This is a genomic window from Cupriavidus alkaliphilus (assembly GCF_900094595.1).
GTDB classification, from domain to species: Bacteria; Pseudomonadota; Gammaproteobacteria; order Burkholderiales; family Burkholderiaceae; genus Cupriavidus; species Cupriavidus alkaliphilus.
In genome coordinates this window covers 283,028-305,507 of the sequence record NZ_FMAD01000008.1, presented here as the reverse complement: position 1 = coordinate 305,507, position 22,480 = coordinate 283,028, and the positions used below count along the sequence as shown (strand labels likewise).

Genomic DNA, 22,480 nt, shown 5'->3' with positions numbered 1-22,480 from the left:
TCGTAGATGCCCTCCATGCTCATGTGGCGGTCGGGGTAGGCCGCGGCGCCGACGATCTCGGACAGGAACTGCTCGGAGGCGGCGTCGCCGTGCAGTACGCAGTTCTCGCCGCCTTCTTCGTAGTTGAGCACGAACTGCAGCGCCACGCGCGCGCCGCCCGGCCAGCGGGCGTGCGGCGGACGGGCGCCGTAACCGATCAGATCGCGGGGATAGCGGGACTGGAGCATGGTGGTGGAAGCGGACAAAGTGCGGGAAGACATAGGGTTCAGTTCAGGGCATAGGGGGCCAGCATGCCGGCATAGGCCTTGGGCAGCGGCCGCGCCCAGTCGCCGCGCTTGCTGGTGCCCAGGCGCACCGAGACCAGCGCCTCGGCCAGCTTGACCGCGCACGACACGCCGTCGATCACCGGCGCGCCGATGGCGTCGGCGATCTCGTCGCACAGGTCGGTCATGCCGGCGCAGCCCAGCACGATGCATTCGCTGCGGTCTTCGGCCAGGGCCACCCGGCAGGCCTCGGTGATGATGCGGCGCGCATCGGACCCGGGGCGCTCCAGCTCCAGCACCGGCAGGTCGCAGGCGCGCACGTTGTTGCAGAAGCGCTTCATGCCGTAGCGCTCGGCCAGGTGCCAGGCGATATTGCAGGTGCGCGCCAGCGTGGTGACCACGCTGAAGCTGCTGCCGACCACGCTGGCCATGTGCATGGCGGCCTCGGCGATGCCGATCACCGGCCCGCGCGCCACTTCGCGCGCGGCATACAGGCCCGGGTCGCCGAAGCAGGCGATGACGTAGCCGTCCACGCCTTCCTGTTCGCCGGCCAGGATCTCGTCGAGGATGCCCGGCACCGACAGGGCTTCGTCATAGTGGCTTTCGATCGAAGCCGGGCCCATGCGCGGGCTGACCGCGCTGATGCGCGTGCCGGGCGCCGCCACGGCGGCGGCGCACTGCCCGATCTTGTCGGTCATGCTCTGGGTGGTATTGGGGTTGATGATCTTCAGCTTCATGGACACGGCTCGGTTCGGTGCGGTCGTAATCGTGGGTCGGTTCAAGGAAGGGCGGCGTCACGCGTGGGTGGCGGCGCGGCTGCCCAGGTGCCCGGGCATCATGCGGGGAGCCAGCTGCCGGTACAGCACCAGCGCAATGCCCATGCCGATGAACCAGCTGTAGTTGGCGGCCGCCTGCCAGGCCGGCACCACCACGCACAGGATCGGGATGATGGCCGCGGGAATCATGGTGGCCACCGCCGCCGGGTTGAAGCCGTTGCGGTACCAGTAGCGGCCGCGCGGGTTCAGCGTGTACAGGTCATCCACCTCGACATGCTGGCGTCGCACCAGGTAGTAGTCGGCAATCAGGATGCCGAACAGCGGGCCGATGAAGGCGCCCAGCACGTCCAGCGTGTAGTGGATCACCTGCGGGTTGTTGTACAGGTTCCAGGGCGTGATGAAGATCGAAGCCACCGCAGCGATCATGCCGCCGGTGCGCCAGCTGATGTGCTTGGGCGACACGTTGGAGAAGTCGAACGCCGGCGAGACGAAGTTGGCGACGATATTGATGCCGATGGTCGCGGTCATGAAGGTGAAGGCGCCAAGCAGCATGGCGAAGGTGCTGTCGATATGGCTGACCGTCTCCACCGGGTCGGTGATCAGCTTGCCGAACACTGGCAGCGTGGCCGAGGTGGTGATCACGGTCAGCAGCGAGAAGCCCAGGAAGTTGACCGGCAGGCCCCAGAAGTTGCCGCGCTTCACCGACTTGAAATCCTTGGCATAGCGCGAGAAGTCGCCGAAGTTGAGCATCGGGCCGGAGAAGTACGACACCACCAGCGCGATCGCGCTCAGCATCACCGGCACCGCTTCCCAGCCGGTGTACTTGACGAAGCTCAGCGTGAAGTTGACGTTCTCCCAGCCGGCCTTGTTCACCAGCCAGACCGCCAGCGCGATCATCACCACGTACACCGCCGGGCCGGCCCAGTCGATGAACTTGCGGATGGTCTCCATGCCGGTCCAGAACACCAGCGCCTGCAGCACCCACAACACCATGAACGACGCCCAGCCCAGTGTCGACAGCCCGGCGAAGCCATGCAGCTTGAGGTCGGCATACGGCGCCAGCGCCGGGAAGAAGTGCAGCGCCAGCACCAGGAAGGCACTCGACGCCAGGTAGGTCTGGATCCCGTACCACGCCACCGCGATCAGCCCGCGGATGATGGCCGGGATATTGGCGCCGAGCACGCCGAACGAGGCCCGGCAGATCACCGGGTAAGGCGTGCCGGTCACCTGGCTGGGCTTGGCCACCAGGTTGCAGAAATACTGCACGATCACGATGCCCACCAGCAGCGACACCAGCACCTGCCAGCTGGTCAGGCCCAGCGCGAACAGGCTGCCGGCGGTGATATAGCCGCCGACGCTGTGCACGTCGGACATCCAGAACGCAAAGATGTTGTAGGTGCCCCAGGTCTGCTTGCGCAACGGGGCGAGGTCCTCATTGGTGAGGCGTTCGTCATAGCTGGGCTTGATCAGGGCATTGCCGTGTGCGGCATGCCCGCCCTGCGCCTGCGCTGCGTCGGCGGGTGTGGCGGTGGTTTGCATCATCTGAGTCTCCTGGCAGATGTGTGTCTTGACGATAGGCGACGCGCGGCCCTTCGGGGCTCTTTGCGGTGCGCCAGGGGAGGGTGTTTATGTGTCTACTAAATTGTCTACAAAATTGATTGAGTGTGTAGACGATGTTGTAGATCATGGGTTTGTGATTGTCAACATTCGTTTTCCCTGAAGATGCGAGCGGGTCGTCCGTGGGGGAAAAGTCACTCCGTGGTGGGCGTCAAAATTCTGGGAACTGTGGTTGGTTTGTCGTGCTTGGCGGGCGTGGCTGTTTCGCCGGCGTAGCCGGCGACCTACTTCTTGTCCGAGCGACAAGAAGTAGGCAAGAAGCGCGTCGCCTGAGCGGCTGGCTAAGGCGACGTTGGTGGTTCCAGCGGTGGTGACTTGCGGTCAGGCGGTTGGTGGTTCGACCCTGCTGGCGCTACCTGGATGTGCCTGGCGTTCAAGGTCGGATGGACGAACCCGACTTTAGGTCGGTGGCCGCCTGCTAACCGCGTTATTGGTGGGACGCCTTCGGCTGCGCTGCGCGCGCTCCCTATCTCAGGTTTTGTGCACTGGCACGGAGTGCGTCGCTGCGCTCGCACGCGTTGTCGCGGGCGATCCCAAAGGATTTTCTCTTCCGCTTGTTTTCTCCCCTCTCCCGCTTGCGGGAGAGGGGCGGGGGTGAGGGCCGGCGCATCCACGAAGTCAACCGCATCAATCCGCGCACCTATGTCATTCCCGCGAGTTCTGCGACGAATAAAAAAAACCCGCTCCGGAGAGCGGGTGTCGGTGCGGGCGTGTGGTGGCCTTCAGTACGCAATCTTCGCCGTCAGGCTGATGCTGCGCGGGTCCGCCGGCTGGATGTAGTTCTCGTACTGGAAGCCCCAGTAGCGCTTGTTGGTCACGTTGTTCAGCGCGGCGCGCAGCGTCAGGTCCTTGCCGGCAACGCGGGTGCTGTAGCTGGCGCCGAGGTTGAACACCGTGTAGCCGCCGGCGTCGAGCGTATTGCCGGCGTTGAGCTTGGTGCTGCCGGTGTATTTGCCATCGACGCCAAGGCGCAGGCCCGGCACGAACGGCACGCGGTAGCTGACGCGGCCGGCCATGATGAAGCCGGGCGCGCCGGCGACGCGGTTGCCGCTGTTGGCTACGCCCTTGTCGTAATACGAATCGAGATACATCGCGCTGGCGCCGAACTCCCACTGCGAACCCAGGCGGTACACGCCCGCCAGTTCCAGGCCCTGGTAGATCGAGGTGCCATCCTGCTGGCGCGTCGGCACGCCGCCGCTGATGCTGTCGTACTCGGCCCCGCGCTCGATGCGGAAGGCGGCCGCGGTCGCGCTCCACGCGGCCTGGTCTGCCTTGACGCCAATTTCGTACTGCTTGCTGCGGATCGGGCTGAGCAGCTGGCGCGCGTTGGTGTAGCCGTCCGGCACGATCGAGCCGGGCTCCAGCGCCTCGACATAGCTGGCATAGACCGTGGCGGCGGGCACCGGCTTGAACATCAGCGCCAGCGTCGGCGTGACCACGCCGGTCTTGCTGTAGCTGGAGGTGACCGGCACATAGCCGTTCTGCTCGAAGTTGGTCACGCGCAGGCCGGCCAGCACCGACCAGCGCTCGCTCAGCTGAACGGTATCGCTGGCGAACACCGACTTCTGCGTGATGTCGCTGTTGCGCACCTTGTTGAAAGCGGTCGAGCTGTAATAGGTGTTGGTGTTCGGCGCGAAGATGTTGCCGGTGCCGATGACCGCGCCGAAACCGTTGTTGTCATAGCGGTCGATCTGCTTCTGCCACGACAGGCCCGCCACCAGCTGGTGCCCGAACGGGCCGGTGCGGAACTTGCCTTCCAGCATCGCCTGCCATTGCCCCACCTGCTGGTTCTGCGCGGTGTCGTAGCGCTGGTCGATGTAATCGCCGGCCTGGTTCAGCAGGTTGTAGGTGCTTTCATTGCGGCTGCGGTTGACCTTGGTGAAGCTGTAGCTGGTGCTGACCGCCCAGTCCGGATTGATCTGGTAGCGCACGCCGGTGCTGTACAGCTGCAGGTTGGTGTTCAGGTGCTGGTCGGCGCCGGCGAAGTTGCGGATGCGCCCGGACACCGCGCCCGGCAGCGCCGTATCGCCATAGCTCCACAGGCTGAACGAGGGCATCTGGCCGGTGGCGCGACGGTCCTGGTAGATCGAATCGAAGGTCCAGGTCAGGTCCTTGGTCAGGCGCGCGTCCAGGCCCAGCGACACGCTGTCGCGCCGGATATTGCGCGCGTTGTAGGGGGTGCCTTCTTCATGCGTCGCGTTCAGGCGGTAGCCGAACATATTGTCGGGGCCGGCGCGGCCGCCCAGGTCGATGTGCTCGCTCCACACATTGGCGGCACGGTAGCCCAGCTCGAACGACGCCGTGAAGGTGTCGGTCGGCTTCTTGGTGACGTAGTTGACGATGCCGCCCGGCGTGGCGAAGCCGTACATGAAGCCCGGCAGGCCCTTGAGCAGCTCCACCTGCTCCATGTGCTCGTACGGCAGCGTGATGCCGTAGGCCACGAACGGCAGGCCGTTGATCTTAAAGCCGTTCTGCCAGTCGATCTGCAGGCCGCGCACGCTCAGGTAGCTGGACCAGCTGTTGTAGCCGTTGCCGTTGTCGCTGACCGACGCATCCATGGTGAACACGTCGCCGAGCTTGGCCACCTGGCGCTCGGCCAGGTCTTCGCCGGTGACGATGGTGGTCGAGTAGGGCGTGTCCAGCTGCGTGCGCGAACCCAGCGCGCCGGTGCTGGCCTTTTTCTCAAGCTGCAGGCCGGAATCGTCCACCGCCGACGCGCTCACGGTCACCGCCGGCAGCGACGCCGCATCGGCCGGCGCCGCCGCTTGCTGCGCCAGCGCGGCCGTCGCCGGAAAGCCGGCGAGCACGGCAAGTTGCGCCAGCACGGCGAGATGGCGGGGTTGGGGTGCGCGCGCACGCGCGGCGCAGGGGACTTGGCGGCTCATGATGGAACAGCAGAAGACAGGCAGGCCTGTAGGTGAATGTCAATACAAATGCGAATAATTCGCATTTAGGAAAAGACCGAATGATGCCTATCCCGTGGCTGCGGCGTCAAGGCGCAAGGTTGGGCTTTGTGGTGAAAGCAACGGCGGATTGGTGATGGCGCCAGGCGCCCCACCGCCGGTTGCTGCGCGCGTACCGCACGTCTGGCACCCGGATCCCGGTCCGGCACACGCGGTCTGCCGGCGCAAAACCCGATACCGGATTGTTATGGCGCCCGGCAAAAAATGATGTTGGACGTGCCTGTTGGCGGTTCATAAAGTTGCACGAACAGAGGCGAACGCCCTCTCGTTTTTCCCAACTTCATGACACCGAGGAAGCAATATGGATCCGACCCCGCAGGAAATGGAAGCCACCCGCATCGCGCGCTGGGGCAAGGTCAAGCCTTACGGCGAGACCTTCATCGAAAGCCGCCTGCCCGGGATGAAGAAGAACATCTACAAGATCATGAATCGCGGGGTGCTCGAGAACAAAGGCGTCGAGCCCGCGATCCCCGGCAACCACCGCTTCGGCGTGACCTTCATCGAAATCCCGGTCGGACAAGGCGCCAGCCTGCACGCGCACAAGACCGAGGAAGTGTTCTGCCCGCTGAATGGCCAGATGGAGGTCATCTGGGGCGAGAAGGGTCAGTATTCGCTGATGCTGAACCAGTGGGATGTGATCTCCTGCCCGATCGGCGTGATGCGCGGATTCCGCAACCCCAACGACCACGCGCTGGTGGTCTACTCTGTGGTGGGCGGCACCGACGAGGAATGCGGCCGCATCGCCTGGCACCCGGACGTGGTCAAGGCGGCCGCGTCCACCGGCCTGGTCTACGGCGACGACGGCTACATCAAGGAAGGCGGGGCGGACACGGCGCAGCCGCGCACAGAAGGCTGACGACGTCCGCGGCGACCCGGACGCGTGGTCAACGCGCAGGCGCCTGCGGCATCGGGCGGGGCGTCATTTTGACGCCCCGCTCCGCGCCAGATTCCATCCCCACTTTCCACAAGAGCTGACCACACTATGACTTCTGCTTCCGTAGCCCGCGCCAGCGCCGCTTCCGCCGCGGCCCCGCAATCGATTCCCGCCACCCCCGAGGCGCTGCTGGAAGCCGTGCTCAAGGCCAACGCCGGCACCGCCGATGCGCGTACCCGCACCGTTCTCGATGCCCTGATCCGGCATGCGCATGCGTTCGCGTCCGAGGTGCAGCTGACCTATGAGGAACTCCACGCCGGCCTGGATTTCATGGTCCGCATCGGCCAGGCCACAGGGCCGAAGAAGCATGAGGGCATCCTGCTCGCCGATATCCTCGGGCTGGCCACGCTGGTGCTGCTGATGGACGCCAAGGCAGTGCTGGCCGCCGGCGGCACCGAGCCCGCGCTGATCGGCCCGTTCTGGCGCGCCAACCAGCCGGTCCGCCCCAACGGCGCGCATATCGCCACCCCTGACACCACCGGCGACCCGCTGTCCGTGCAGGGGCGCGTCGTGTCGATCGACGGCACGCCCATCGCCGGCGCGCGCATCGAAACCTGGCAGGCCGCGCCGAGCGGCCTCTACGAGAACCAGGACGAACACCAGGAAGACATGAACCTGCGCGCGGTGTTCGAGACCGACGCCGACGGGCGCTTCTGGTTCGACAGCGTGCGGCCGTCGGGCTATGGCGTGCCGATCGACGGGCCCTGCGGCGAACTGCTGAAGCTGCAGAACCGCGACCATATGCGTCCGGCGCACCTGCACTTCATCGCCATCGCACCGGGCCACAAGGTGCTGACCACGCAGATCTTCGATGCGCTCGATCCCTATGCCTTCAGCGACGCGGCGTTTGGCGCGGTCGGGTCGCTGCTGCGCGATTTCGAACCCGACGGCAAGGGCGGCTTCCGCCTCGATGTGGAACTGAAACTGGAGCCGGGCGAGACGCGCCTGCCCAAGCCGCCATTGCCGTGAGGGCGGTACTGTCGGACGGTGCAGGACCGCCGACAAAGCGGTGATGGGGAGGGGCATCGAAGTTTCCGGCTCGCCGCAGGTGCCGTGCGACAATTCCGCAGGCGCTCGTGCACCGCACCCGTTGACCGTGCCGCAGCGGGGACCCGCAAGCCCTCCACGCCCTACACCATGAACCGACCAGCCTCTCTCTCATGCTCCGACTGGGTGCGGCACGCCAGGCCGATGGACGGCGTCGACCGAATCGAAGCGTGGTTTCACGGCAAGGCGTACGCGATGCACCGCCACGACACCTACGCGATCGGCCGCACGCTCGCTGGCGTGCAGCGTTTCAGTTATCGGCGCAGCCAGCGAGACAGCCTGCCTGGCAACACCATCGTGCTGCATCCCGACGAGCCTCACGATGGTCAGGCAGGCACCGATGAAGGCTTCCGCTACCGGATGATCTACGTCGAGCCGGTGCTGTTCCAGAACGTGCTGGGCGGGCGCGCGCTGCCGTTCCTCGAAGGCGGCGTCACGACCGATCCACGCCTCGCGGCGGCCACCGAGGCGCTGCTGCAGCATGTCGGCTGCACGCTCGAGCCGCTCGAGCAGAGCGATGCACTGGCCGACCTGGCGCATGCGCTGGCCGCCGTCGCCGGCACACCCGCGCGGCGCTCCCGGGGCGACTATCTGGCCGCGTACCGTGCACGCGAGTATCTGCAAGCCAACTGCACGCGCGTGGTCACGCTCGACGAGCTCGAGGTGGCGACGGGGCGCGACCGCTGGAGCCTGTCGCATGACTTCCGCACCTTCTACGGCACCAGCCCCTATCGCTATCTGACCATGCGCCGCCTCGACGCGGTGCGCCACCTGCTGCTCGCGGGCAGGTCGCTGGCCGACGCGGCCGCGGCGGCGGGTTTCGCCGACCAGAGCCACATGACACGGCACTTCGCCAAGACCTTCGGGCTGACGCCGGGGCGCTGGCTGCAAGTGGCGGGCAACATCCGGGGCGGCTGAGAATCTCCCACGATCGTTCAATACGACCGCAAGGCGCATGCGTATCCTCAACCCGTCAACTTGTGAACGGAGAGAACGATGTCCCAATCCGCTAGTTATTCCCGCGCACCGGCCGGCCGCGGCCAGTGCCAGAGCATTGACCTGGTCGGCAAGATCGCGCAGATCGACGGGCACTGGCAACCGCGCGTCGTCGCGGAAATGAACGACTACCAGTTCAAGGTGGTGAAGGTGGAAGGCGAGTTCGAGTGGCACCGGCATGCCGACACCGACGAAACCTTCATCGTCCTGGAAGGCGAGTTGCGCATCGATTTCCGGCAGGGGCCTGCGGGCGACGGTTCGATCGTGCTCGGGGCCGGGCAGATGGCGGTGGTGCCGAAGGGCGTCGAGCACAAGCCCCGTGCTGACGCGGAAGTGAAGCTGCTGCTGATCGAGCCGCGCGGCGTGGTGAACACGGGCGACGGTCCGGCGGGCGAGCGTACCGTTGAGAACGACCAGTGGATTTGAGGTGTGCCCCCGAACAGCGATTTCCTTCCCGCCTGTTTTCTCCCCTCTCCCGCTTGCGGGAGAGGGGCGGGGGTGAGGGCCGGCGCATCCACGAAGTCAACCGCATCAATTCGTGCGCACCTGCATCACCCCTGGAACTCGGCGGTGCGCTACCGCTTGCTTACCGCTTGCCGTCCTTCACGTAAACACGTTCTCCGGCCACCCACGTCTCCAGCACCTGCGTCTTCCAGATATCGGCAGGCTTGACCTTGAACAGGTCCTGGTCGACCAGGATAAAGTCCGCCCACTTGCCCGGCTCGAGCGAGCCCAGCGTCTTCTCCTGGTGCTCGGCGTAGGCCGCGTCCAGCGTGAAGGCGCGGAAGGCCTGCGGCAGGGTCATGGCTTCTTCCGCATGCCAGCCCTTGATCGGGCGGCCTTCATGGTCGGTGCGGGTGACCGCCGCGTGCAGGCCGTAGAACGGGTTGGCCGATTCCACCGGGAAGTCCGAACCGCCCGCGATCACGGTGCCCTGGCGCAGCAGCGTCTGCCAGGCGTAGGCGCCCTTGATGCGGTCCTTGCCGACGCGGTCTTCTGCCATGTTCATGTCGCTGGTCGCGTGCGTGGGCTGCATCGACGCGATCAGGTCCAGGGACTTGAAGCGCGGGATGTCCGGCAGCGCGATCACCTGTGCGTGCTCGACGCGGTTGCGCAGCTCGCGTCCGCCCACATCCTTGTACGCCGCTTCCATGGCGTCCAGCACCTGGTGGTTGGTGGCGTCGCCGATGGCGTGGATGTTGACCTGGTAGCCGGCCTTGATCGCGGTCTTGACCGCGGTCTGCATGGCGGCATCGCTCATGAACAGCAGGCCGCTGTGCACGTGGTCGTCCGAGTACGGTGCCATCAGCGCCGCACCGCGGCTGCCGAGCGCGCCGTCGCCGTACAGCTTGACCGCGCGCAGGTAGTAGCGGTCATTGCCGTAGCCCGACAGCGGCCCCTTGGCCGACAGCGCCTTGAAGTCGTCGCCGGTGTCGCGGATCATGCCGTAGATGCGGGTGGTCAGCTTGCCCTGGTCGGCGAACTCGCGGTAGATGCGGTCTTCGGCGACGGTCACGCCGGCGTCGCCCGCCGCGGTCAGGCCGAGCGCGTTCATGTGCGCCAGCGCGGCGGCCAGCGCGGCGCGGCGGTCGTCGTCGCTGTACGGCGGGATCACGTTGTTGACCAGCGCCATGGCCTTGTCGACCAGCACGCCGGTGGGGTTGCCGCTGGCATCGCGCTCGATGCGCCCGCCGGCCGGGTTCCTGGTGTCGCGCGTGATGCCGGCGGCCTGCAGCGCCTTGGTGTTCAGCCACGCGGCGTGGCCGTCGACGCGCACCAGCCGCACCGGCCGGTCCGACACCGCGGCGTCGAGCTCCGCCGCGGTCGGGAAGCGGCCCAGCTTCCAGTTCACCTGGTTCCAGCCATAGCCCAGCAGCCACTTGCGCTGCGGGTTCTTGTCGCCATAGGCGCGGATCATGCCCTGCGCCTCGGCCAGCGTGCGCGTGCCCGACAGCGAGATCTCGGTGGTCTTGAAGCCCAGGCGGAACACGTGGCCGTGGGCATCGATCAGGCCCGGCAGCAGGGTCTTGCCCTGGCCGTCGATGCGCTGCGCGCCCGGATACTGCGCGCGCAGGGCGGCAGCGTCCCCGGTGGCCAGCACCTTGCCCTGGTCGAATACCAGCCCGGTGAAGCGGGTGACCTTGTCCTGCTGCAGGGTATAGCCCTGCACCGATTCCACCAGGGTGGGCGCGGCGTGCGCGGGCAGGCCCAGGGCCATGCCGGCGCCAAGCGCCAGCAGGCTGATGCGGATTGCTTTCTTCAAAGCGATGCTCCTTGTTGTTGTGCTTTTTTACTTGTTACTGCGGATTGCCAGGCGCCCGGGAACGGCGCCTATTCACTGGCCACCGGCACGGCGGTGCGCGTTACGGCGGCATCGCGGGCCGGCAGCGCGGGGAATTCCATCTCGGCATAGGGCACGAAGCGCGTCTTGCGCGCGATGCGGTAGCCCAGCCAGATCAGCAGGAAGATCGGAATGCCGATATAGGTGGCGGCCACGCTGACCCAGTCGATCTTGCCGCTGGTAAAGGCCTGGTAGTTCTGGCCCAGCGTCACCACCAGGCACAGCCCGAAGGCAAAGATCGGCCCGTAGGGAAAGAACGGCGAGCGATAGGGCAGGCGGTCCAGGTCATGCCCCTGGGCGACAAAGCCCTTGCGGAAGCGGTAATGGCTGACGGCGATGCCGAGCCAGGCAATGAAGCCGGTCATGCCCGACAGGTTCAGCAGCCACAGGTACACCGACTTGCTTTCGAACAGCGAGGTCAGGAAGCACAGCGCGCCGACCGCGGTGGTGGCCAGCAGCGCCACCAGCGGCACGCCGTTGCGCGTCAGCCGGGCAAACACGCGCGGCGCGCGGCCCTCGGTGGCCAGGTTGTACAGCATGCGGGTCGACGCATACATGCCGGAGTTGCCCGCCGACAGCACCGCCGTCAGGATCACCGCGTTCATCACGCCGGCGGCAAAGGCCAGGCCCGCATGACGGAACACCAGCGTGAACGGGCTCACGCCCACGGTCTGCACATCGCTCTTGAGCAGGCTGGGGTCGGTGTAGGGAATCAGGATGCCGATGATCAGGATCGCCAGCACGTAGAACAGCAGGATGCGCCAGAACACCTGGCGCACCGCGCGCGGGATGTTCTTCGCCGGATCGGCCGATTCGCCGGCGGCGACGCCGATCAGCTCGGTGCCCTGGAACGAGAAGCCGGCAATCATGGCCACGCCGATCAGCGCGGGCAGCCCGCCGACAAAGGGTGCGTCGCCGGTGGTCAGGTTGGCCAGGCCGTGGCTGGCCGCCATGTCGCCACGCAGGATGCCGAAGATCATCAGCGTGCCGATGCCGATAAAGGCGACCACGGTCACCACCTTGACCAGCGCGCACCAGTATTCGGCCTCGCCGAAGCCGCGCACCGAGATCGCATTGAGCGCGAACATCAGGCCGAGAAACAGCGCGCTCCACAGCACGCCGGGCGTGTCGGGGAACCAGTACTGCATCACCAGCTGCGCCGCGGCCAGTTCCACCGCGATCGTCACCGCCCAGTTGTACCAGTAGTTCCAGCCCAGCGCGAAGCCGAAGCCCTCGTCGACATAGCGCGCGCCATAGGTGGCGAACGAGCCCGACACTGGCATGTAGGCGGCCAGTTCGCCCAGGCTGGTCATCAGGAAATAGACCATCGCGCCGATCAGGATATAGGCGGCCAGCGCGCCGCCGGGCCCGGCTTGCGCGATGGTGGCCCCGGAGGCCACGAACAGCCCCGTGCCGATCGAGCCGCCGATGGCGATCATGGTGAGATGGCGCGCGCGCAGGGTGCGGCGCAAGGCGGGCGCGGATGCGCCGGCGGAGGGAGTCTGGGAAGGTTGGGTCGACATCGGGATCCGGTCTGGGCGCGCGCCGTGCGGTGCAAGGCAAACGGCCGCGAAGGCGCGCAACTATGCCGGCATCCCCGGGCGGCCGCAAGCTGCGCCAGGGCGCCGGCCGCACGGGCGGCGACACCTGCCGCAGGGCCTCCTCCCGGTGCTACCGGCCGGTATATTGGGCGGCATCATAAGAGAAATCGCTGTGCAGGGAAAGCCGCTGCCCGCCCGCGCGGGCCGGTGCCCCGGTGCGAAGTGCCGCACTCGCCGCCAGACCCTGGCGCGCTGGCCGGGACCGTTTGCGGTGTAGGACAAACTCCCCGCGCGGACAGGAATGGCACCGCTGCCGATGCCGGCGCGCGCGGTATATCTTGCGAAGTAGCAGGCGCTGCACGCCGGCCGGTGTGAGGAACCGGCCCATCCCCGTTCCTTCATTTACTGGTGCAGGGAGACTGACGGATGTTCCAGACGCACAGCGATGTTCCGTTCGACGCCCGCAGGCCAATGACCGCGGGGTGCGCCGGCGCAGGCTGGTGCCGGCGAGCCGTCCGGCTGGCCGCCATCGCGCTGGCCGGCCTGGTCGGCACCGCGCTGCTGGGCGGCTGCGCCAGCCTGCCGGCGCAGGCGGAGCGCACGCCATCGACCGCGCCGGCCAATACCAGCGACACGCCGCTGGGCAAGGTGCTGGCGCCGCGCCTGGCCAAGCGCCCGGGCGAGTCGCTGTTCTACCCGCTGCAATCCGGCCCCGACGCGCTGGCCGCGCGGCTGGCGATGGCGCGCGCGGCGCAGCGCAGCCTGGACCTGCAGACCTATATCTTCGAGCCCACCGGTACCGGCGCGGCCGTGCTGGGCGACATCCTGGACGCGGCCGACCGCGGCGTGCGCGTGCGCATGCTGCTCGACGACCTGCATACCGGCGGCCTCGACAAGGTCCTGTCGGCGATCGATTCGCATCCCAATATCGAAGTGCGCCTGTTCAACCCGTTCGCCAACCGCAGCGTGCGTTGGCTGGAACTGCTCGCGGGCTTTAAGCGCCTGGACCGGCGCATGCACAACAAGTCGATGACGGTGGACAACCAGATCACGCTGCTGGGCGGGCGCAATGTCGGCGACGCGTATTTTTCGGCGCGCACCGACATGGACTTCAGCGACCTCGACGTGCTGGTGGCCGGGCCGGCGGTGCCGCAGGTGTCCGCGGTGTTCGACGAATACTGGAACGACGCGTCTTCCTATCCCGTGGTGGCGCTGATCCCCGCCGGCAAGGAGGCGCCGGTGGAAATGCGCAGCCTGCGCAAGCGGCTGGAGGCGCGCGGCGACCAGGCCGTGGCCAGCCCCTACGTGCAAGAGCTGCTGGACTCGGGCCTGGCCAGGGGCATCGAAAGCGGCCACATGCCCGGCTACTACGGCAAGGCCGTGGTGGTCTCCGACAAGGCGGCCAAGATCACCCACCAGACCCATGACGACCCGGGCCACGCCACCGCCCGGCTGGAGAAGATGATCAGCAGCGCGCAGAAAGAGGTGCTGCTGATCTCGCCCTACTTCGTGCCCGACGACGACGGCGAAGCCTGGCTGATCGCGCTGGCGCGGCGCGGCATCCGCGTGCGCATCCTGACCAACTCGTTCGCAGCCACCGACGTCAGCCCGGTGCACGCGGGCTACGCGCCGCACCGCCAGGCGCTGGTCGCCGCCGGCGTGGAGCTGTACGAGCTCAAGCCGAGCGCCTATGCCGAGCTGGCCAACCGCGGCAAGGCCGCGCGCGGCTCGCGCTCGCGCGCCTGGCTGTCGTCCAGCCGCGCCAGCCTGCACGCCAAGAACTACATCGTCGACCGGCGCCTGGTCTTTATCGGCTCGCTCAACATGGACCCGCGCTCGGCCAGGCTGAATACCGAGATGGGCGTGGTGCTCGACAGCCCGACGCTGGCCGAGCGCATGACCCGGTCCACCGAGGACGGCCTGCTCGACATGGCCTACCGCGTCGGGCTGCAGACCGATGGCGACGGCAGCAATCCGCGCCTGACCTGGACCACGCGCGAGAAAGGCCAGCTGGTGGTCTACGACCGCGAGCCCGGCATGGGCCCGCTGCAACATCTGGGGATCGGCGTGCTGCGCGTGCTCCCGATCAAGCAAGAGCTTTAAAGCGGGTCCGGCGGGCTGCCCGCGGCTTTCCTGAACCTCTGTTTGGGGGTATTTTTCCCGGCACCATAGCTCCCCTCCGGAGGAAACCCATGAAAGCTGCAGTGCTGCATCAACCCAGGACGCCGCTGGTGATCGAAGACGTGGCCATCGGCAAGCCCGGGCCGCGCGAAGTGCTGGTGCGCACCGCCGCCGTCGGCGTGTGCCATTCAGACCTGCACTTCGTGGATGGCGCCTACCCGCATCCCGTCCCCACCATTCCGGGCCACGAAGCCGCGGGCGTGGTCGAGCAGGTCGGCGCGGAAGTCCGCACGGTCGAGCCCGGCGACCACGTCATCACCTGCCTGTCGGCCTACTGCGGCCATTGCGAGCATTGCCTGACCGGCCACCTGTCGCTGTGCACCGAGCCCGATACCCGCCGCCGCGAAGACGAGGAGCCGCGGTTGCGGGCAACCCATGGCAACGCCATGCACCAGTTCCTGAACCTGTCGGCCTTCGCCGAGCAGATGCTGATCCATGAGCACGCGCTGGTGGCGATCCGGCGCGACATGCCGCTGGACCGCGCCGCGCTGATCGGCTGCGCGGTCACCACCGGCATGGGCGCGGTAATCCATACCGCCCGGGTGCAACCGGGCGAGACAGTCGCCGTGATCGGCTGCGGCGGCATCGGGCTTGCCACGGTCAACAGCGCCGCCATTGCCGGCGCGGGCCGCATCATCGCCATCGACAGGGTGCCCGGCAAGCTGGAACTGGCCCGCAAGTTCGGCGCAACCGACGTGATCGACGCCAGCGAGGGCAATGTGCTTGACGCGGTGCGCACGCTTACCGGCGGTGGCGTGCACCATGCCTTCGAGGCCATCGGCCTGAAAGAGACCACCGAGCAGGCCTTTGCCATGCTGCGCCGCGGCGGCACCGCCACGGTCATCGGCATGATCGCGCCGGGCGTCAAGATTGAGCTGAAGGGCAGCGACTTCCTGGGCGAGAAGCGCATCCAGGGCTCGCTGATGGGCTCCAACCGCTTCCCGGTGGACATGCCGCGCATGGTGGACTTTTACATGGCCGGCCGCCTCCACCTGGACGAACTGATTGCGCAGCGGTTGCCGCTGGACCGCATCAACGACGCCTTCGACGAACTGCGCCGCGGCGAACTGGCGCGCTCGGTGATCTTGTTCGACTAGGCGCGCAGGCGGGCCGGTTGGGGGCGGTGCGGGGCCGGTAACCCCGCCGGCCGGCGTTCAATAAGGCTGGTCCGCGGGCCGCACCTCGAAGCGCAGGATCTCGGCCAGGTCCAGCATCTCTTCGTCATCCTCGCTGCGCGTGATCCAGCCGGCGTAGGCGTCGCCGCCGGTATCCCAGTTCCATAGCGTATAGCCGGCCACGCGCAGCTGGTTGTGCGCCAGCTCCATCAGTTCCGGCACGCTGGTGCTCTCCAGGAAGGCCTCGTCCTCGGGATCGTCGGTGCCCCAGTCGAGCTCCAGGTCCATGCGTTCGCACAGCTGGGTCAGGCAGCCGATAAAGGACGGCGTGTCCTTCCAGTCGACAAAGAACCCGGACTGCCAGTCGATGACCTCGCGGATCACCCACAGCAGTTCCGGCCCGTCGGTGTCGTCGTCCTCGGCCTCGAGCAGCGCATCCTCGAACATCGCGAGTTGCGCCGAGGTCTGGGCGCTGTCGTCAAGATTGATCAGGGCGAAGAAACGCGCGATCGCGTCCTGCGTGTCGTCGTCCAGCGGTGTAGCCATCTTCTTTCTCCAGTTGCCGCGGCACGCTAGGCCGCGATGCGGATGATCTCGCGTTGGCCCGCCGGTGTCACGCGCAGCGCGCGCGAGGTGCGCGTCGGCTCGACCCAGCCGCGCGCCAGCAGGCTGCCCAGCAGCGCCGCGCCCAGCGCGCCGCCCAGGTGCGGCTTGCGCTCGCTCCAGTCCGGACAGGTGCAGGCAAACTGCCGCCGCTTGCGGCGCGCCGCGTCCACATCCACGCTCAGCCGCGCCAGCGCCTGCGCGCCGTCGCCGCTGAGCTCCACGCGCTGGCCGTCCAGCATCAGCCAGCGCGACTGCGTCATGCGTTCGAACAGGCCCACGGCAAGCTCCCCCGCCAGGTGGTCATAGCAGGTGCGCGCCTGGCGCAACGCCGGCGGTGCCGTGCGCGACACCGGCACCGCGCGCAGCCGCGGCGGCTGGCTCGCCAGCGACGCCGAGGCCAGCGCCTCGATCGCCACGCCGATCTCCGGTGCCGCCAGCCGGTAATAACGGTTGCGCCCGCGCGTCTCCGCCACCAGCAGGCCACCTTCGGACAAGCGCGCCAGGTGCCCGCTGGTGGAAGACGCCGACAGGCCGGCGATCAGCGCCAGCTCGCCGGCCGGGCGGGCGCTGCCGTCCATCAGCGCCCACAGCATGGCGGCACGGCCGGGATCGGCGAGCAGGCTGGCGAGGTGGCTGATGCCGGGGGTGTAATCCATGGTTTGGCTCCGCATGAAAGGTGCAATGCGGAGTATAGGAAATCAGGCGGGGCTCAGTCCGGCAGGCACGCGGACAGTTCGACCTGCGTCCGGCAACCGCGGCCGATCCTGGAGCCCGGCGCCCCGGATCGCGTGGACGACCGCTTGCCGCACGTCTTCGACGGCAATGAGGCTCATCGGGCTTGGCTGCAGCGCCGTCGTCACCGCTGCGGCATCCGCCGGCAACCGGATCACCTTGTGCAACGCCTGGTCCTGGTAAGGACCGGTCTTCGTCGGGCAAGCCGTGGCAAACAGGCTGACGGTTCTGACTTTGAGCGCGATCGCCAGATGCAGCGGACCGGTGTCGCCGCTGACAAGGACCGCCATGCCTTGAATGGCGCCGAGCAGCTCAGGCAAGCTGGTTCGACCGACGTAGTTGATAACGCGTTGTCTTTCCGGCTCCGTCAGGGCAGCCAGCAAGTGGTTTGCCAGCAAGCTTTCCTTATCGGAGCCGATTAGCGCAATCCCGGTTTCATCGCTTTCAGCCAGCAGACTCCTCGCAAGCTGGACAAAATGCCCGACCGGCCAGCAGCGGACCGGCTGCGATGCGCCCAGCTGGAATCCGATGATGGTTTTCCGCGGTGAACTGGCGCTGGCAGGACGAACAGGCACGAACATCTCGGCGTTGGTCGTGTTGCAGCCAAGCTGCCCCACCAGGTTCAGCTTGCTCTGGATCAGGTGACCCGCATCGCATGTCCGTGTCGCCCCGGCCAGCCACCGTTCCAGACCCGGCTGCTCATCGTCATAGATATTCTTGAAGACATAAGTGCAGCCGGCCAGGGTCGCAGCGACGACATCATAGGGCGCATTTCGAATGCAGAATCATCGCCAGTTCCGGTCGGCGCCGGCGGAGGCTGCGGATGGTCGCGACAAGACTCTTGGCCTTGTGGTCCCAATAAATCACGTCGTCGACGAAGTGGCAGCCACTCACCAGGTCCCGGTTCCTGGGATTCGCGACCAGCGTGATGCGGGCGTTGGGAAACTTCTCTCGCAGGGCACGGATGGCAGGCGTGTTGAACATGAAATCGCCCAGGGCCGTGGTCGAAAATACGACGATACGGCTGAATGACTGGCTTGGGACGGAGGCACGGGGTTTGGGGCAAAGCGCCCGGTAGAGGCCAATGCAGAGATTTGCCAGCCATACCTTCCACTGCTTCGACATATTTGCTGCTCACTACCGAGAATACGGGCCGCTTGAATCGAAGTTACGCGGCACGACGTGAATTAGATGGCGGTCTGGAGTTTGCCAGGCGGGAAACTCGCAAAAATCGGAATAACTCTCCGATAAGCCTGTGGCCTGCTTGCGGGCCGATGCGGACAATCTTCGCTATTCCGTGCCCGGTTGGCCTTCAGAAAAGTTCGGAAGTTTACCGAAAATATCGATAAATACCGACCCGGCCTTTCGGGGGTGCATTTCGCTGCGCTGCAGCCGTCCACACCCGTGGCCGTCCAGGCCGACAAGGCCCTCCCGCGGTGTCACTCCGAGTGGCGCAAACGTCTTTCCGTATGTAATATACAAAATATCAACGTGCTGGAGCCGTCATGATCGACCCTTCGCTGCTCGGCCGGCTGTCTTTTACGACAGGCCCTCCCACCGGTGCACCGCTGCCGCCGGGGCACCATGCGATCGAAATGCGGGAAGGTCGCGATGCCGTGCTGTTCGTCCCGGACGGGTTGGCAGCCCATGAGCCGGCGCCGCTGATGGTCATGTTCCACGGCGCCGGCGGCTTCCCCGAAAAAGTCCTGCCGCATCTCGAAGCGCACGCGCAGCGGCACAAATTCCTGGTGCTGGCCCCGCATTCGCTCTATCCCACCTGGGACATCGTCATCGGCGGCAACGGGCCGGACCTGCAGCGGCTGCACCAGGCGCTGACCGCGGTGACCAGCCGCCACCGGATCGATCCGCGGCGGCTGGCCTTTGCCGGATTCTCGGATGGCGCGAGCTATGCGCTGTCGCTGGGCCTTACCAATGGCGATATCGCCAGCCATGTGATCGCGTTATCCGGCGGCTTCATGTCGGTGTTCATGCAGACCGGCATTCCCAAGGTATTTGTCGCGCATGGACTGGCCGATGAGCAATTGCCGATTGCCAGCGGACGCGCGCATGCGGCCAAACTGCGCGCCGCGGGCTATGACGTGGAGTACGTCGAGTTCGACGGGCCGCATGTCATCCATGCGCCCGTGGTCGAGCGCGCGATCGATTTCTTCCTGCAGTGAAACCCTGGCCGCTGGCCGGGCGCGGCCACGCCATTGAACGGGAGTGCGGTACATGGATTTCGAGATTCCGGAGGCGCTGATCCATCCCCTGCTGGCGATGATCGAGACCGGTTCGCCGCTGGCCCGGCAGCTGCAGCAGCATGGCGTGTGCCACGGCAATATGCTGGTGTCGAGCAAGCTGTTCGACGCGCATGCGCTCAGTTCGCTCTATACGCTCAGCAAGACGCAGAACGAGCGCGCGCTGATGTTCCAGATGCTGGCGCTGGACAACATCTACAACGCGCCGCAGGCACGCGTGATTCCGGGACTGGACCAGCTGGTGGCGGGGCTGGCCGCCTACCTGTCGCGCGATGCCATCGATGGCTGGCTGTACCAGCGCAACCGCGACGGCGTGCTGCTGCCCTGGCTGGTACGCCGCATGCGGCACGTATTGCCCGAGCAGGGCATGCCGTACGTGGTGGTGGACCTGCTCGCCAACACGATGCAGTCGGCCAACTCCGCGCTGACCGACCACCACCTGCGCCGCTCCGGCATGACCACGTCGATGGTGATCACGCGCGACGATATTGCCAACCGCACCATCCCTGAGTTGCTGGCCGAGTTCGGCTTCTACAAGGAGTGCGCGGAATTCCGCCAGGAATATGAGCAGCACGCGCAGCGCTTCGCGCGCTGCCAGCGCGGCTTCGGCGCGCAGTTCGTGGCGACGCGCGCGGCGTTCTCGGTCGATGCCAAGGGCGCGGCGGAGCTGATCCCGATTGCCGAGGTCGCGGGCGCGCGCTGCGTGAACGACGAGGAGCGTCTGGAGCGCCGTTTCGAGATGACCTGCGACCCGTCGTTCTGGCGCGAGGCGGGCATCCTGGACGGCTTCGAGCGGGTGCCGCTGCATGGCTACGTGCACCTGTTCCACCTGGAATGGCACCGCAATATCTGGGTCCACGTGCAGCACCTGGCCGAGTATCGCTACCAGCCCGCGCTGCGCGACAAGCTGGTGCTGCCCGCGCACCACCGCGACCTGATCGACATCCTGACCTCGCACATGGACATGCTGGCGCCGGATTTCGTGCCGGGCAAGTCGGGCGGCACCACCATCCTGTGCCAGGGCGCGCCAGGCCTGGGCAAGACGCTGACCGCCGAGGTCTATGCCGAGGTGGTCGGCAAGCCGCTGTACCGCGTGCACTCGGGGCAGCTGGGCACCACCGCGGCGTCGGTGGGGGCGACGCTGATGACCATCCTGCGCCGCGCCATGCGCTGGAATGCGATCCTGCTGCTGGACGAGGCCGACGTCTATATCCGCCGCCGCGACAACGACCTCGAGCACAACGCCATCGTCGCCGAGTTCCTGCGCACGCTGGAGTACTTCAGCGGCCTGCTGTTCATGACCACCAACCGCATCGGCGACGTCGACGATGCCATCCTGTCGCGCTGCATCGCCACCATCCACTACACCACGCCGTGCCGCGAGGATGCCGTGCGGCTGTGGCAGCTGCAGGCGGCGCAGTTCGGCGCCGAACTGGACGATGGGCTGATCGATGCGCTGATTAACGCCTACCCCACCGCGAGCGGGCGCGACATCAAGGAGCTGCTGAAGCTGGCGACGCGCTACGGCAAGGCCAAGGGAATCCCGCTGTCGATGGACGTGTTCCGCCTGTGCGGGCAGTTCCGCGGGATCGGCTGACCACCGCGGCATACCGGCGAAGGGGAGGCGGGTATGATGGCGCATCCGTCCAGGCAACCGCCCCCGATCCCCGATGAGCCTCGACCCCGCCGAACTGCAGGCGCTACGCCCCTACCTGTTGCGCTTCGCGCGCCTGCAGCTGCGCGACGAGGCGGTGGCCGAGGATGCCGTCTCGGAAACCCTGCTGGCGGCGCTCGAGCATCCGGAACGCTTTGCCGGCCAGTCCGCGCTGCGCACCTATCTGGTCGGCATCCTGAAGCACAAGATCATCGACGCGCTGCGCAGCGGCAGGCGCGAGCTCAGGCTGGCGCTGGCCACCGACGGCGATGGCCAGCCGCAGTCCGACGACGACGCCTTCGACGCCCTGTTCACGCGCAACGGCCACTACCAGGATCCGCCTTCCGACTGGGGCGACCCGGAGCGCGCGTTCGAGCGCCGCGAGTTCTTCGAGATCCTGCAGCTATGTGTAGACCGCCTGCCGGCGCGCACCGGCCGCATCTTCATGATGCGCGAATGGCTGGAGCTGGACACCGAGGAAATCTGTCAGCATTTGCAGATCAGCGCGACCAATGCCTGGGCGATGCTGTACCGGGCCCGCATGCGCCTGCGCGAATGCCTGGAGCTGCACTGGTTCGGCCAGCGCGGCCGGCCCGGCAAGGCAGGCTGAGCCCGCCGACGCCCACGCCAGCGAACCGTCACGGACAAAGATGCCGGAAACCCCACCCTCCCGCCCGCCGCGCCGGCTGCTGCCGGATTGCGAAGAGGTCCACCACCTGACCATGAAGAGCCTGGACCTGCCGCTGTCCTGGACGGAGCGGCTGCGCGTGCGCTCGCACCTGGCGATCTGCGATGCCTGCACCCGCTTCAGCGCGCAGATGCGCACGCTGCGCGAAGCCATGCACCGGCTCGGGCGCGACGAATGACAACAGGCCAGCGCTTGCGCTGGCCCGCTTGCTGGTTTTCACGCTGGCGTGAGGCGTTGGCCGCTCAGGCGCGGGCGCCTTCGTTGTAGGGATCGAACTTGCCGGCGCGGCTGCCTTCGGTAAAGGCGTCGAAGCTGCGGCCCGGGGTGGCCGACACGCCGCTGCGGTCCAGGCCGGCCACGGTGCGGGCACCGTCGGTGAAGGGGTCGGCCTTGCCGGTGCGGGCACCGTCGCTGAAGGGATCGGCCTTGCCGGCGCGGGCGCCGTCGGTGAAGGCGTCGTGGCTGCGGAATTCATAACCATACTTGTCTCCCGCCACGGTGCTGCGGAAGCTGTAGCCGTACTTGTCGCCGGGCAGCGCGTCGGCGGCCGTGGCGGCTTGCGCGGCGCCCAGCGCGGCCAGGGACAGGAACAGGGCGGAAGCGATGCGAGCGGTCTTGGTCATGGTGGTTTCTCCGTTAGCTTGTTGAATTTGTCAGAAGGCGTTGCGTTGTGTGCGTGCCGTTCATGTACGGAACTATAGGAGTCCATGAGCAAGGCTAGTAGGCGCTTTGGCGGACGAGTTGTTCAAAAATATTGAATTATGGCGC

Annotated in this window: 20 protein-coding genes and 1 pseudogene; 10 read left to right on the top strand and 11 right to left on the bottom strand. The window is 66.8% G+C overall.

What is annotated here, in order from left to right:
* The 4 genes and pseudogenes from GA0116996_RS18775 to GA0116996_RS18755 form a co-directional block, all read right to left on the bottom strand.
* Positions 1 to 227, bottom strand: a pseudogene (locus GA0116996_RS18775) (allantoinase); the annotation flags it as partial.
* A gap of 38 nt (positions 228 to 265) precedes the next feature.
* Positions 266 to 1,000, bottom strand: a complete 735-nt coding sequence (locus tag GA0116996_RS18770; RefSeq protein ID WP_018005616.1) for an aspartate/glutamate racemase family protein — start codon at positions 998 to 1,000, stop codon at positions 266 to 268.
* A 57-nt stretch (positions 1,001 to 1,057) separates the two neighbouring features.
* Positions 1,058 to 2,581: an NCS1 family nucleobase:cation symporter-1 gene (locus GA0116996_RS18765; protein ID WP_092314619.1), complete on the bottom strand. Its 1,524-nt coding sequence runs from the start codon at positions 2,579 to 2,581 to the stop codon at positions 1,058 to 1,060.
* 797 nt (positions 2,582 to 3,378) lie between these two features.
* Complete coding sequence (locus GA0116996_RS18755; RefSeq protein ID WP_092314615.1) at positions 3,379 to 5,541, bottom strand: TonB-dependent siderophore receptor; 2,163 nt, start codon at positions 5,539 to 5,541, stop codon at positions 3,379 to 3,381.
* Positions 5,542 to 5,920: 379 nt separating this feature from the next.
* Here GA0116996_RS18755 and GA0116996_RS18750 point away from each other — a divergent pair, with 379 nt between their 5' ends.
* The 4 genes from GA0116996_RS18750 (at position 5,921) to GA0116996_RS18735 (ending at position 9,022) form a co-directional block, all read left to right on the top strand.
* Positions 5,921 to 6,475, top strand: a complete 555-nt coding sequence (locus GA0116996_RS18750; protein ID WP_092314613.1) for a cupin domain-containing protein — start codon at positions 5,921 to 5,923, stop codon at positions 6,473 to 6,475.
* A gap of 126 nt (positions 6,476 to 6,601) precedes the next feature.
* Entirely contained in the window at positions 6,602 to 7,522 is a 921-nt protein-coding gene (locus GA0116996_RS18745) for a dioxygenase family protein (protein ID WP_092314611.1), read from the top strand.
* 168 nt (positions 7,523 to 7,690) lie between these two features.
* Complete coding sequence (locus GA0116996_RS18740) at positions 7,691 to 8,518, top strand: AraC family transcriptional regulator (RefSeq protein WP_092314609.1); 828 nt, start codon at positions 7,691 to 7,693, stop codon at positions 8,516 to 8,518.
* A gap of 78 nt (positions 8,519 to 8,596) precedes the next feature.
* Positions 8,597 to 9,022: a cupin domain-containing protein gene (locus tag GA0116996_RS18735; protein WP_092314607.1), complete on the top strand. Its 426-nt coding sequence runs from the start codon at positions 8,597 to 8,599 to the stop codon at positions 9,020 to 9,022.
* 160 nt (positions 9,023 to 9,182) lie between these two features.
* Here GA0116996_RS18735 and GA0116996_RS18730 read toward each other — a convergent pair whose 3' ends face one another.
* Positions 9,183 to 10,859, bottom strand: a complete 1,677-nt coding sequence (locus GA0116996_RS18730; protein WP_092314605.1) for an amidohydrolase — start codon at positions 10,857 to 10,859, stop codon at positions 9,183 to 9,185.
* A gap of 68 nt (positions 10,860 to 10,927) precedes the next feature.
* On the bottom strand, positions 10,928 to 12,460 hold the full coding sequence (locus GA0116996_RS18725) for an amino acid permease (protein WP_092314603.1): 1,533 nt from the start codon (positions 12,458 to 12,460) through the stop codon (positions 10,928 to 10,930).
* Positions 12,461 to 12,904: 444 nt separating this feature from the next.
* Here GA0116996_RS18725 and GA0116996_RS18720 point away from each other — a divergent pair, with 444 nt between their 5' ends.
* Positions 12,905 to 14,581, top strand: coding sequence for a phospholipase D family protein (locus tag GA0116996_RS18720; protein ID WP_092314601.1), 1,677 nt, complete (start codon positions 12,905 to 12,907; stop codon positions 14,579 to 14,581).
* An 89-nt stretch (positions 14,582 to 14,670) separates the two neighbouring features.
* Complete coding sequence (locus GA0116996_RS18715) at positions 14,671 to 15,756, top strand: Zn-dependent alcohol dehydrogenase (RefSeq protein ID WP_092314599.1); 1,086 nt, start codon at positions 14,671 to 14,673, stop codon at positions 15,754 to 15,756.
* A gap of 57 nt (positions 15,757 to 15,813) precedes the next feature.
* Here the strand turns inward: GA0116996_RS18715 and GA0116996_RS18710 are convergent, their stop codons facing one another.
* The 4 genes from GA0116996_RS18710 to GA0116996_RS28385 form a co-directional block, all read right to left on the bottom strand.
* Positions 15,814 to 16,320 carry a DUF6630 family protein gene (locus GA0116996_RS18710; RefSeq protein ID WP_092314597.1) on the bottom strand — a complete coding sequence of 169 codons (507 nt, stop codon included), beginning with the start codon at positions 16,318 to 16,320 and terminating at the stop codon, positions 15,814 to 15,816.
* Between the two features lie 26 nt (positions 16,321 to 16,346).
* The gene (locus GA0116996_RS18705; protein WP_092314595.1) at positions 16,347 to 17,036 is read right to left on the bottom strand and encodes an ArsR/SmtB family transcription factor; all 690 of its coding nucleotides are present in this window, start codon (positions 17,034 to 17,036) and stop codon (positions 16,347 to 16,349) included.
* Positions 17,037 to 17,078: 42 nt separating this feature from the next.
* Positions 17,079 to 17,729: a glycosyltransferase family 9 protein gene (locus tag GA0116996_RS28390; protein ID WP_208601259.1), complete on the bottom strand. Its 651-nt coding sequence runs from the start codon at positions 17,727 to 17,729 to the stop codon at positions 17,079 to 17,081.
* Between the two features lie 142 nt (positions 17,730 to 17,871).
* Entirely contained in the window at positions 17,872 to 18,237 is a 366-nt protein-coding gene (locus tag GA0116996_RS28385) for a glycosyltransferase family 9 protein (RefSeq protein WP_208601258.1), read from the bottom strand.
* 380 nt (positions 18,238 to 18,617) lie between these two features.
* On the opposite strand from GA0116996_RS28385, the gene GA0116996_RS18695 reads away from it, so the two are divergent.
* From GA0116996_RS18695 to GA0116996_RS18680, 4 genes are all read left to right on the top strand, one after another.
* Complete coding sequence (locus GA0116996_RS18695; protein ID WP_092314593.1) at positions 18,618 to 19,292, top strand: alpha/beta hydrolase; 675 nt, start codon at positions 18,618 to 18,620, stop codon at positions 19,290 to 19,292.
* A 52-nt stretch (positions 19,293 to 19,344) separates the two neighbouring features.
* The gene (locus tag GA0116996_RS18690) at positions 19,345 to 20,967 is read left to right on the top strand and encodes an ATP-binding protein (protein ID WP_092314591.1); all 1,623 of its coding nucleotides are present in this window, start codon (positions 19,345 to 19,347) and stop codon (positions 20,965 to 20,967) included.
* 73 nt (positions 20,968 to 21,040) lie between these two features.
* The gene (locus GA0116996_RS18685) at positions 21,041 to 21,634 is read left to right on the top strand and encodes a sigma-70 family RNA polymerase sigma factor (RefSeq protein ID WP_092314589.1); all 594 of its coding nucleotides are present in this window, start codon (positions 21,041 to 21,043) and stop codon (positions 21,632 to 21,634) included.
* 40 nt (positions 21,635 to 21,674) lie between these two features.
* Positions 21,675 to 21,890 (top strand): zf-HC2 domain-containing protein, encoded by a 216-nt coding sequence (locus GA0116996_RS18680; RefSeq protein ID WP_092314587.1) that lies wholly within the window; start codon positions 21,675 to 21,677, stop codon positions 21,888 to 21,890.
* 64 nt (positions 21,891 to 21,954) lie between these two features.
* Here the strand turns inward: GA0116996_RS18680 and GA0116996_RS18675 are convergent, their stop codons facing one another.
* Complete coding sequence (locus GA0116996_RS18675; protein ID WP_092314585.1) at positions 21,955 to 22,335, bottom strand: hypothetical protein; 381 nt, start codon at positions 22,333 to 22,335, stop codon at positions 21,955 to 21,957.
* Positions 22,336 to 22,480 lie beyond the last annotated feature (145 nt).

What these genes read in the sequence shown, in the direction of transcription:
- GA0116996_RS18770 (WP_018005616.1), bottom strand. Translation starts at nt 1,000, where the DNA reads ATGAAGCTGAAGATCATCAACCCCAATACCACCCAGAGCATGACCGAC.
- GA0116996_RS18765 (WP_092314619.1), bottom strand. Translation starts at nt 2,581, where the DNA reads ATGATGCAAACCACCGCCACACCCGCCGACGCAGCGCAGGCGCAGGGC.
- GA0116996_RS18755 (WP_092314615.1), bottom strand. Translation starts at nt 5,541, where the DNA reads ATGAGCCGCCAAGTCCCCTGCGCCGCGCGTGCGCGCGCACCCCAACCC.
- GA0116996_RS18750 (WP_092314613.1), top strand. Translation starts at nt 5,921, where the DNA reads ATGGATCCGACCCCGCAGGAAATGGAAGCCACCCGCATCGCGCGCTGG.
- GA0116996_RS18745 (WP_092314611.1), top strand. Translation starts at nt 6,602, where the DNA reads ATGACTTCTGCTTCCGTAGCCCGCGCCAGCGCCGCTTCCGCCGCGGCC.
- GA0116996_RS18740 (WP_092314609.1), top strand. Translation starts at nt 7,691, where the DNA reads ATGAACCGACCAGCCTCTCTCTCATGCTCCGACTGGGTGCGGCACGCC.
- GA0116996_RS18735 (WP_092314607.1), top strand. Translation starts at nt 8,597, where the DNA reads ATGTCCCAATCCGCTAGTTATTCCCGCGCACCGGCCGGCCGCGGCCAG.
- GA0116996_RS18725 (WP_092314603.1), bottom strand. Translation starts at nt 12,460, where the DNA reads ATGTCGACCCAACCTTCCCAGACTCCCTCCGCCGGCGCATCCGCGCCC.
- GA0116996_RS18720 (WP_092314601.1), top strand. Translation starts at nt 12,905, where the DNA reads ATGTTCCAGACGCACAGCGATGTTCCGTTCGACGCCCGCAGGCCAATG.
- GA0116996_RS18715 (WP_092314599.1), top strand. Translation starts at nt 14,671, where the DNA reads ATGAAAGCTGCAGTGCTGCATCAACCCAGGACGCCGCTGGTGATCGAA.
- GA0116996_RS18710 (WP_092314597.1), bottom strand. Translation starts at nt 16,320, where the DNA reads ATGGCTACACCGCTGGACGACGACACGCAGGACGCGATCGCGCGTTTC.
- GA0116996_RS18705 (WP_092314595.1), bottom strand. Translation starts at nt 17,036, where the DNA reads ATGGATTACACCCCCGGCATCAGCCACCTCGCCAGCCTGCTCGCCGAT.
- GA0116996_RS28385 (WP_208601258.1), bottom strand. Translation starts at nt 18,237, where the DNA reads ATGTCGAAGCAGTGGAAGGTATGGCTGGCAAATCTCTGCATTGGCCTC.
- GA0116996_RS18695 (WP_092314593.1), top strand. Translation starts at nt 18,618, where the DNA reads ATGATCGACCCTTCGCTGCTCGGCCGGCTGTCTTTTACGACAGGCCCT.
- GA0116996_RS18690 (WP_092314591.1), top strand. Translation starts at nt 19,345, where the DNA reads ATGGATTTCGAGATTCCGGAGGCGCTGATCCATCCCCTGCTGGCGATG.
- GA0116996_RS18685 (WP_092314589.1), top strand. Translation starts at nt 21,041, where the DNA reads ATGAGCCTCGACCCCGCCGAACTGCAGGCGCTACGCCCCTACCTGTTG.
- GA0116996_RS18680 (WP_092314587.1), top strand. Translation starts at nt 21,675, where the DNA reads ATGCCGGAAACCCCACCCTCCCGCCCGCCGCGCCGGCTGCTGCCGGAT.
- GA0116996_RS18675 (WP_092314585.1), bottom strand. Translation starts at nt 22,335, where the DNA reads ATGACCAAGACCGCTCGCATCGCTTCCGCCCTGTTCCTGTCCCTGGCC.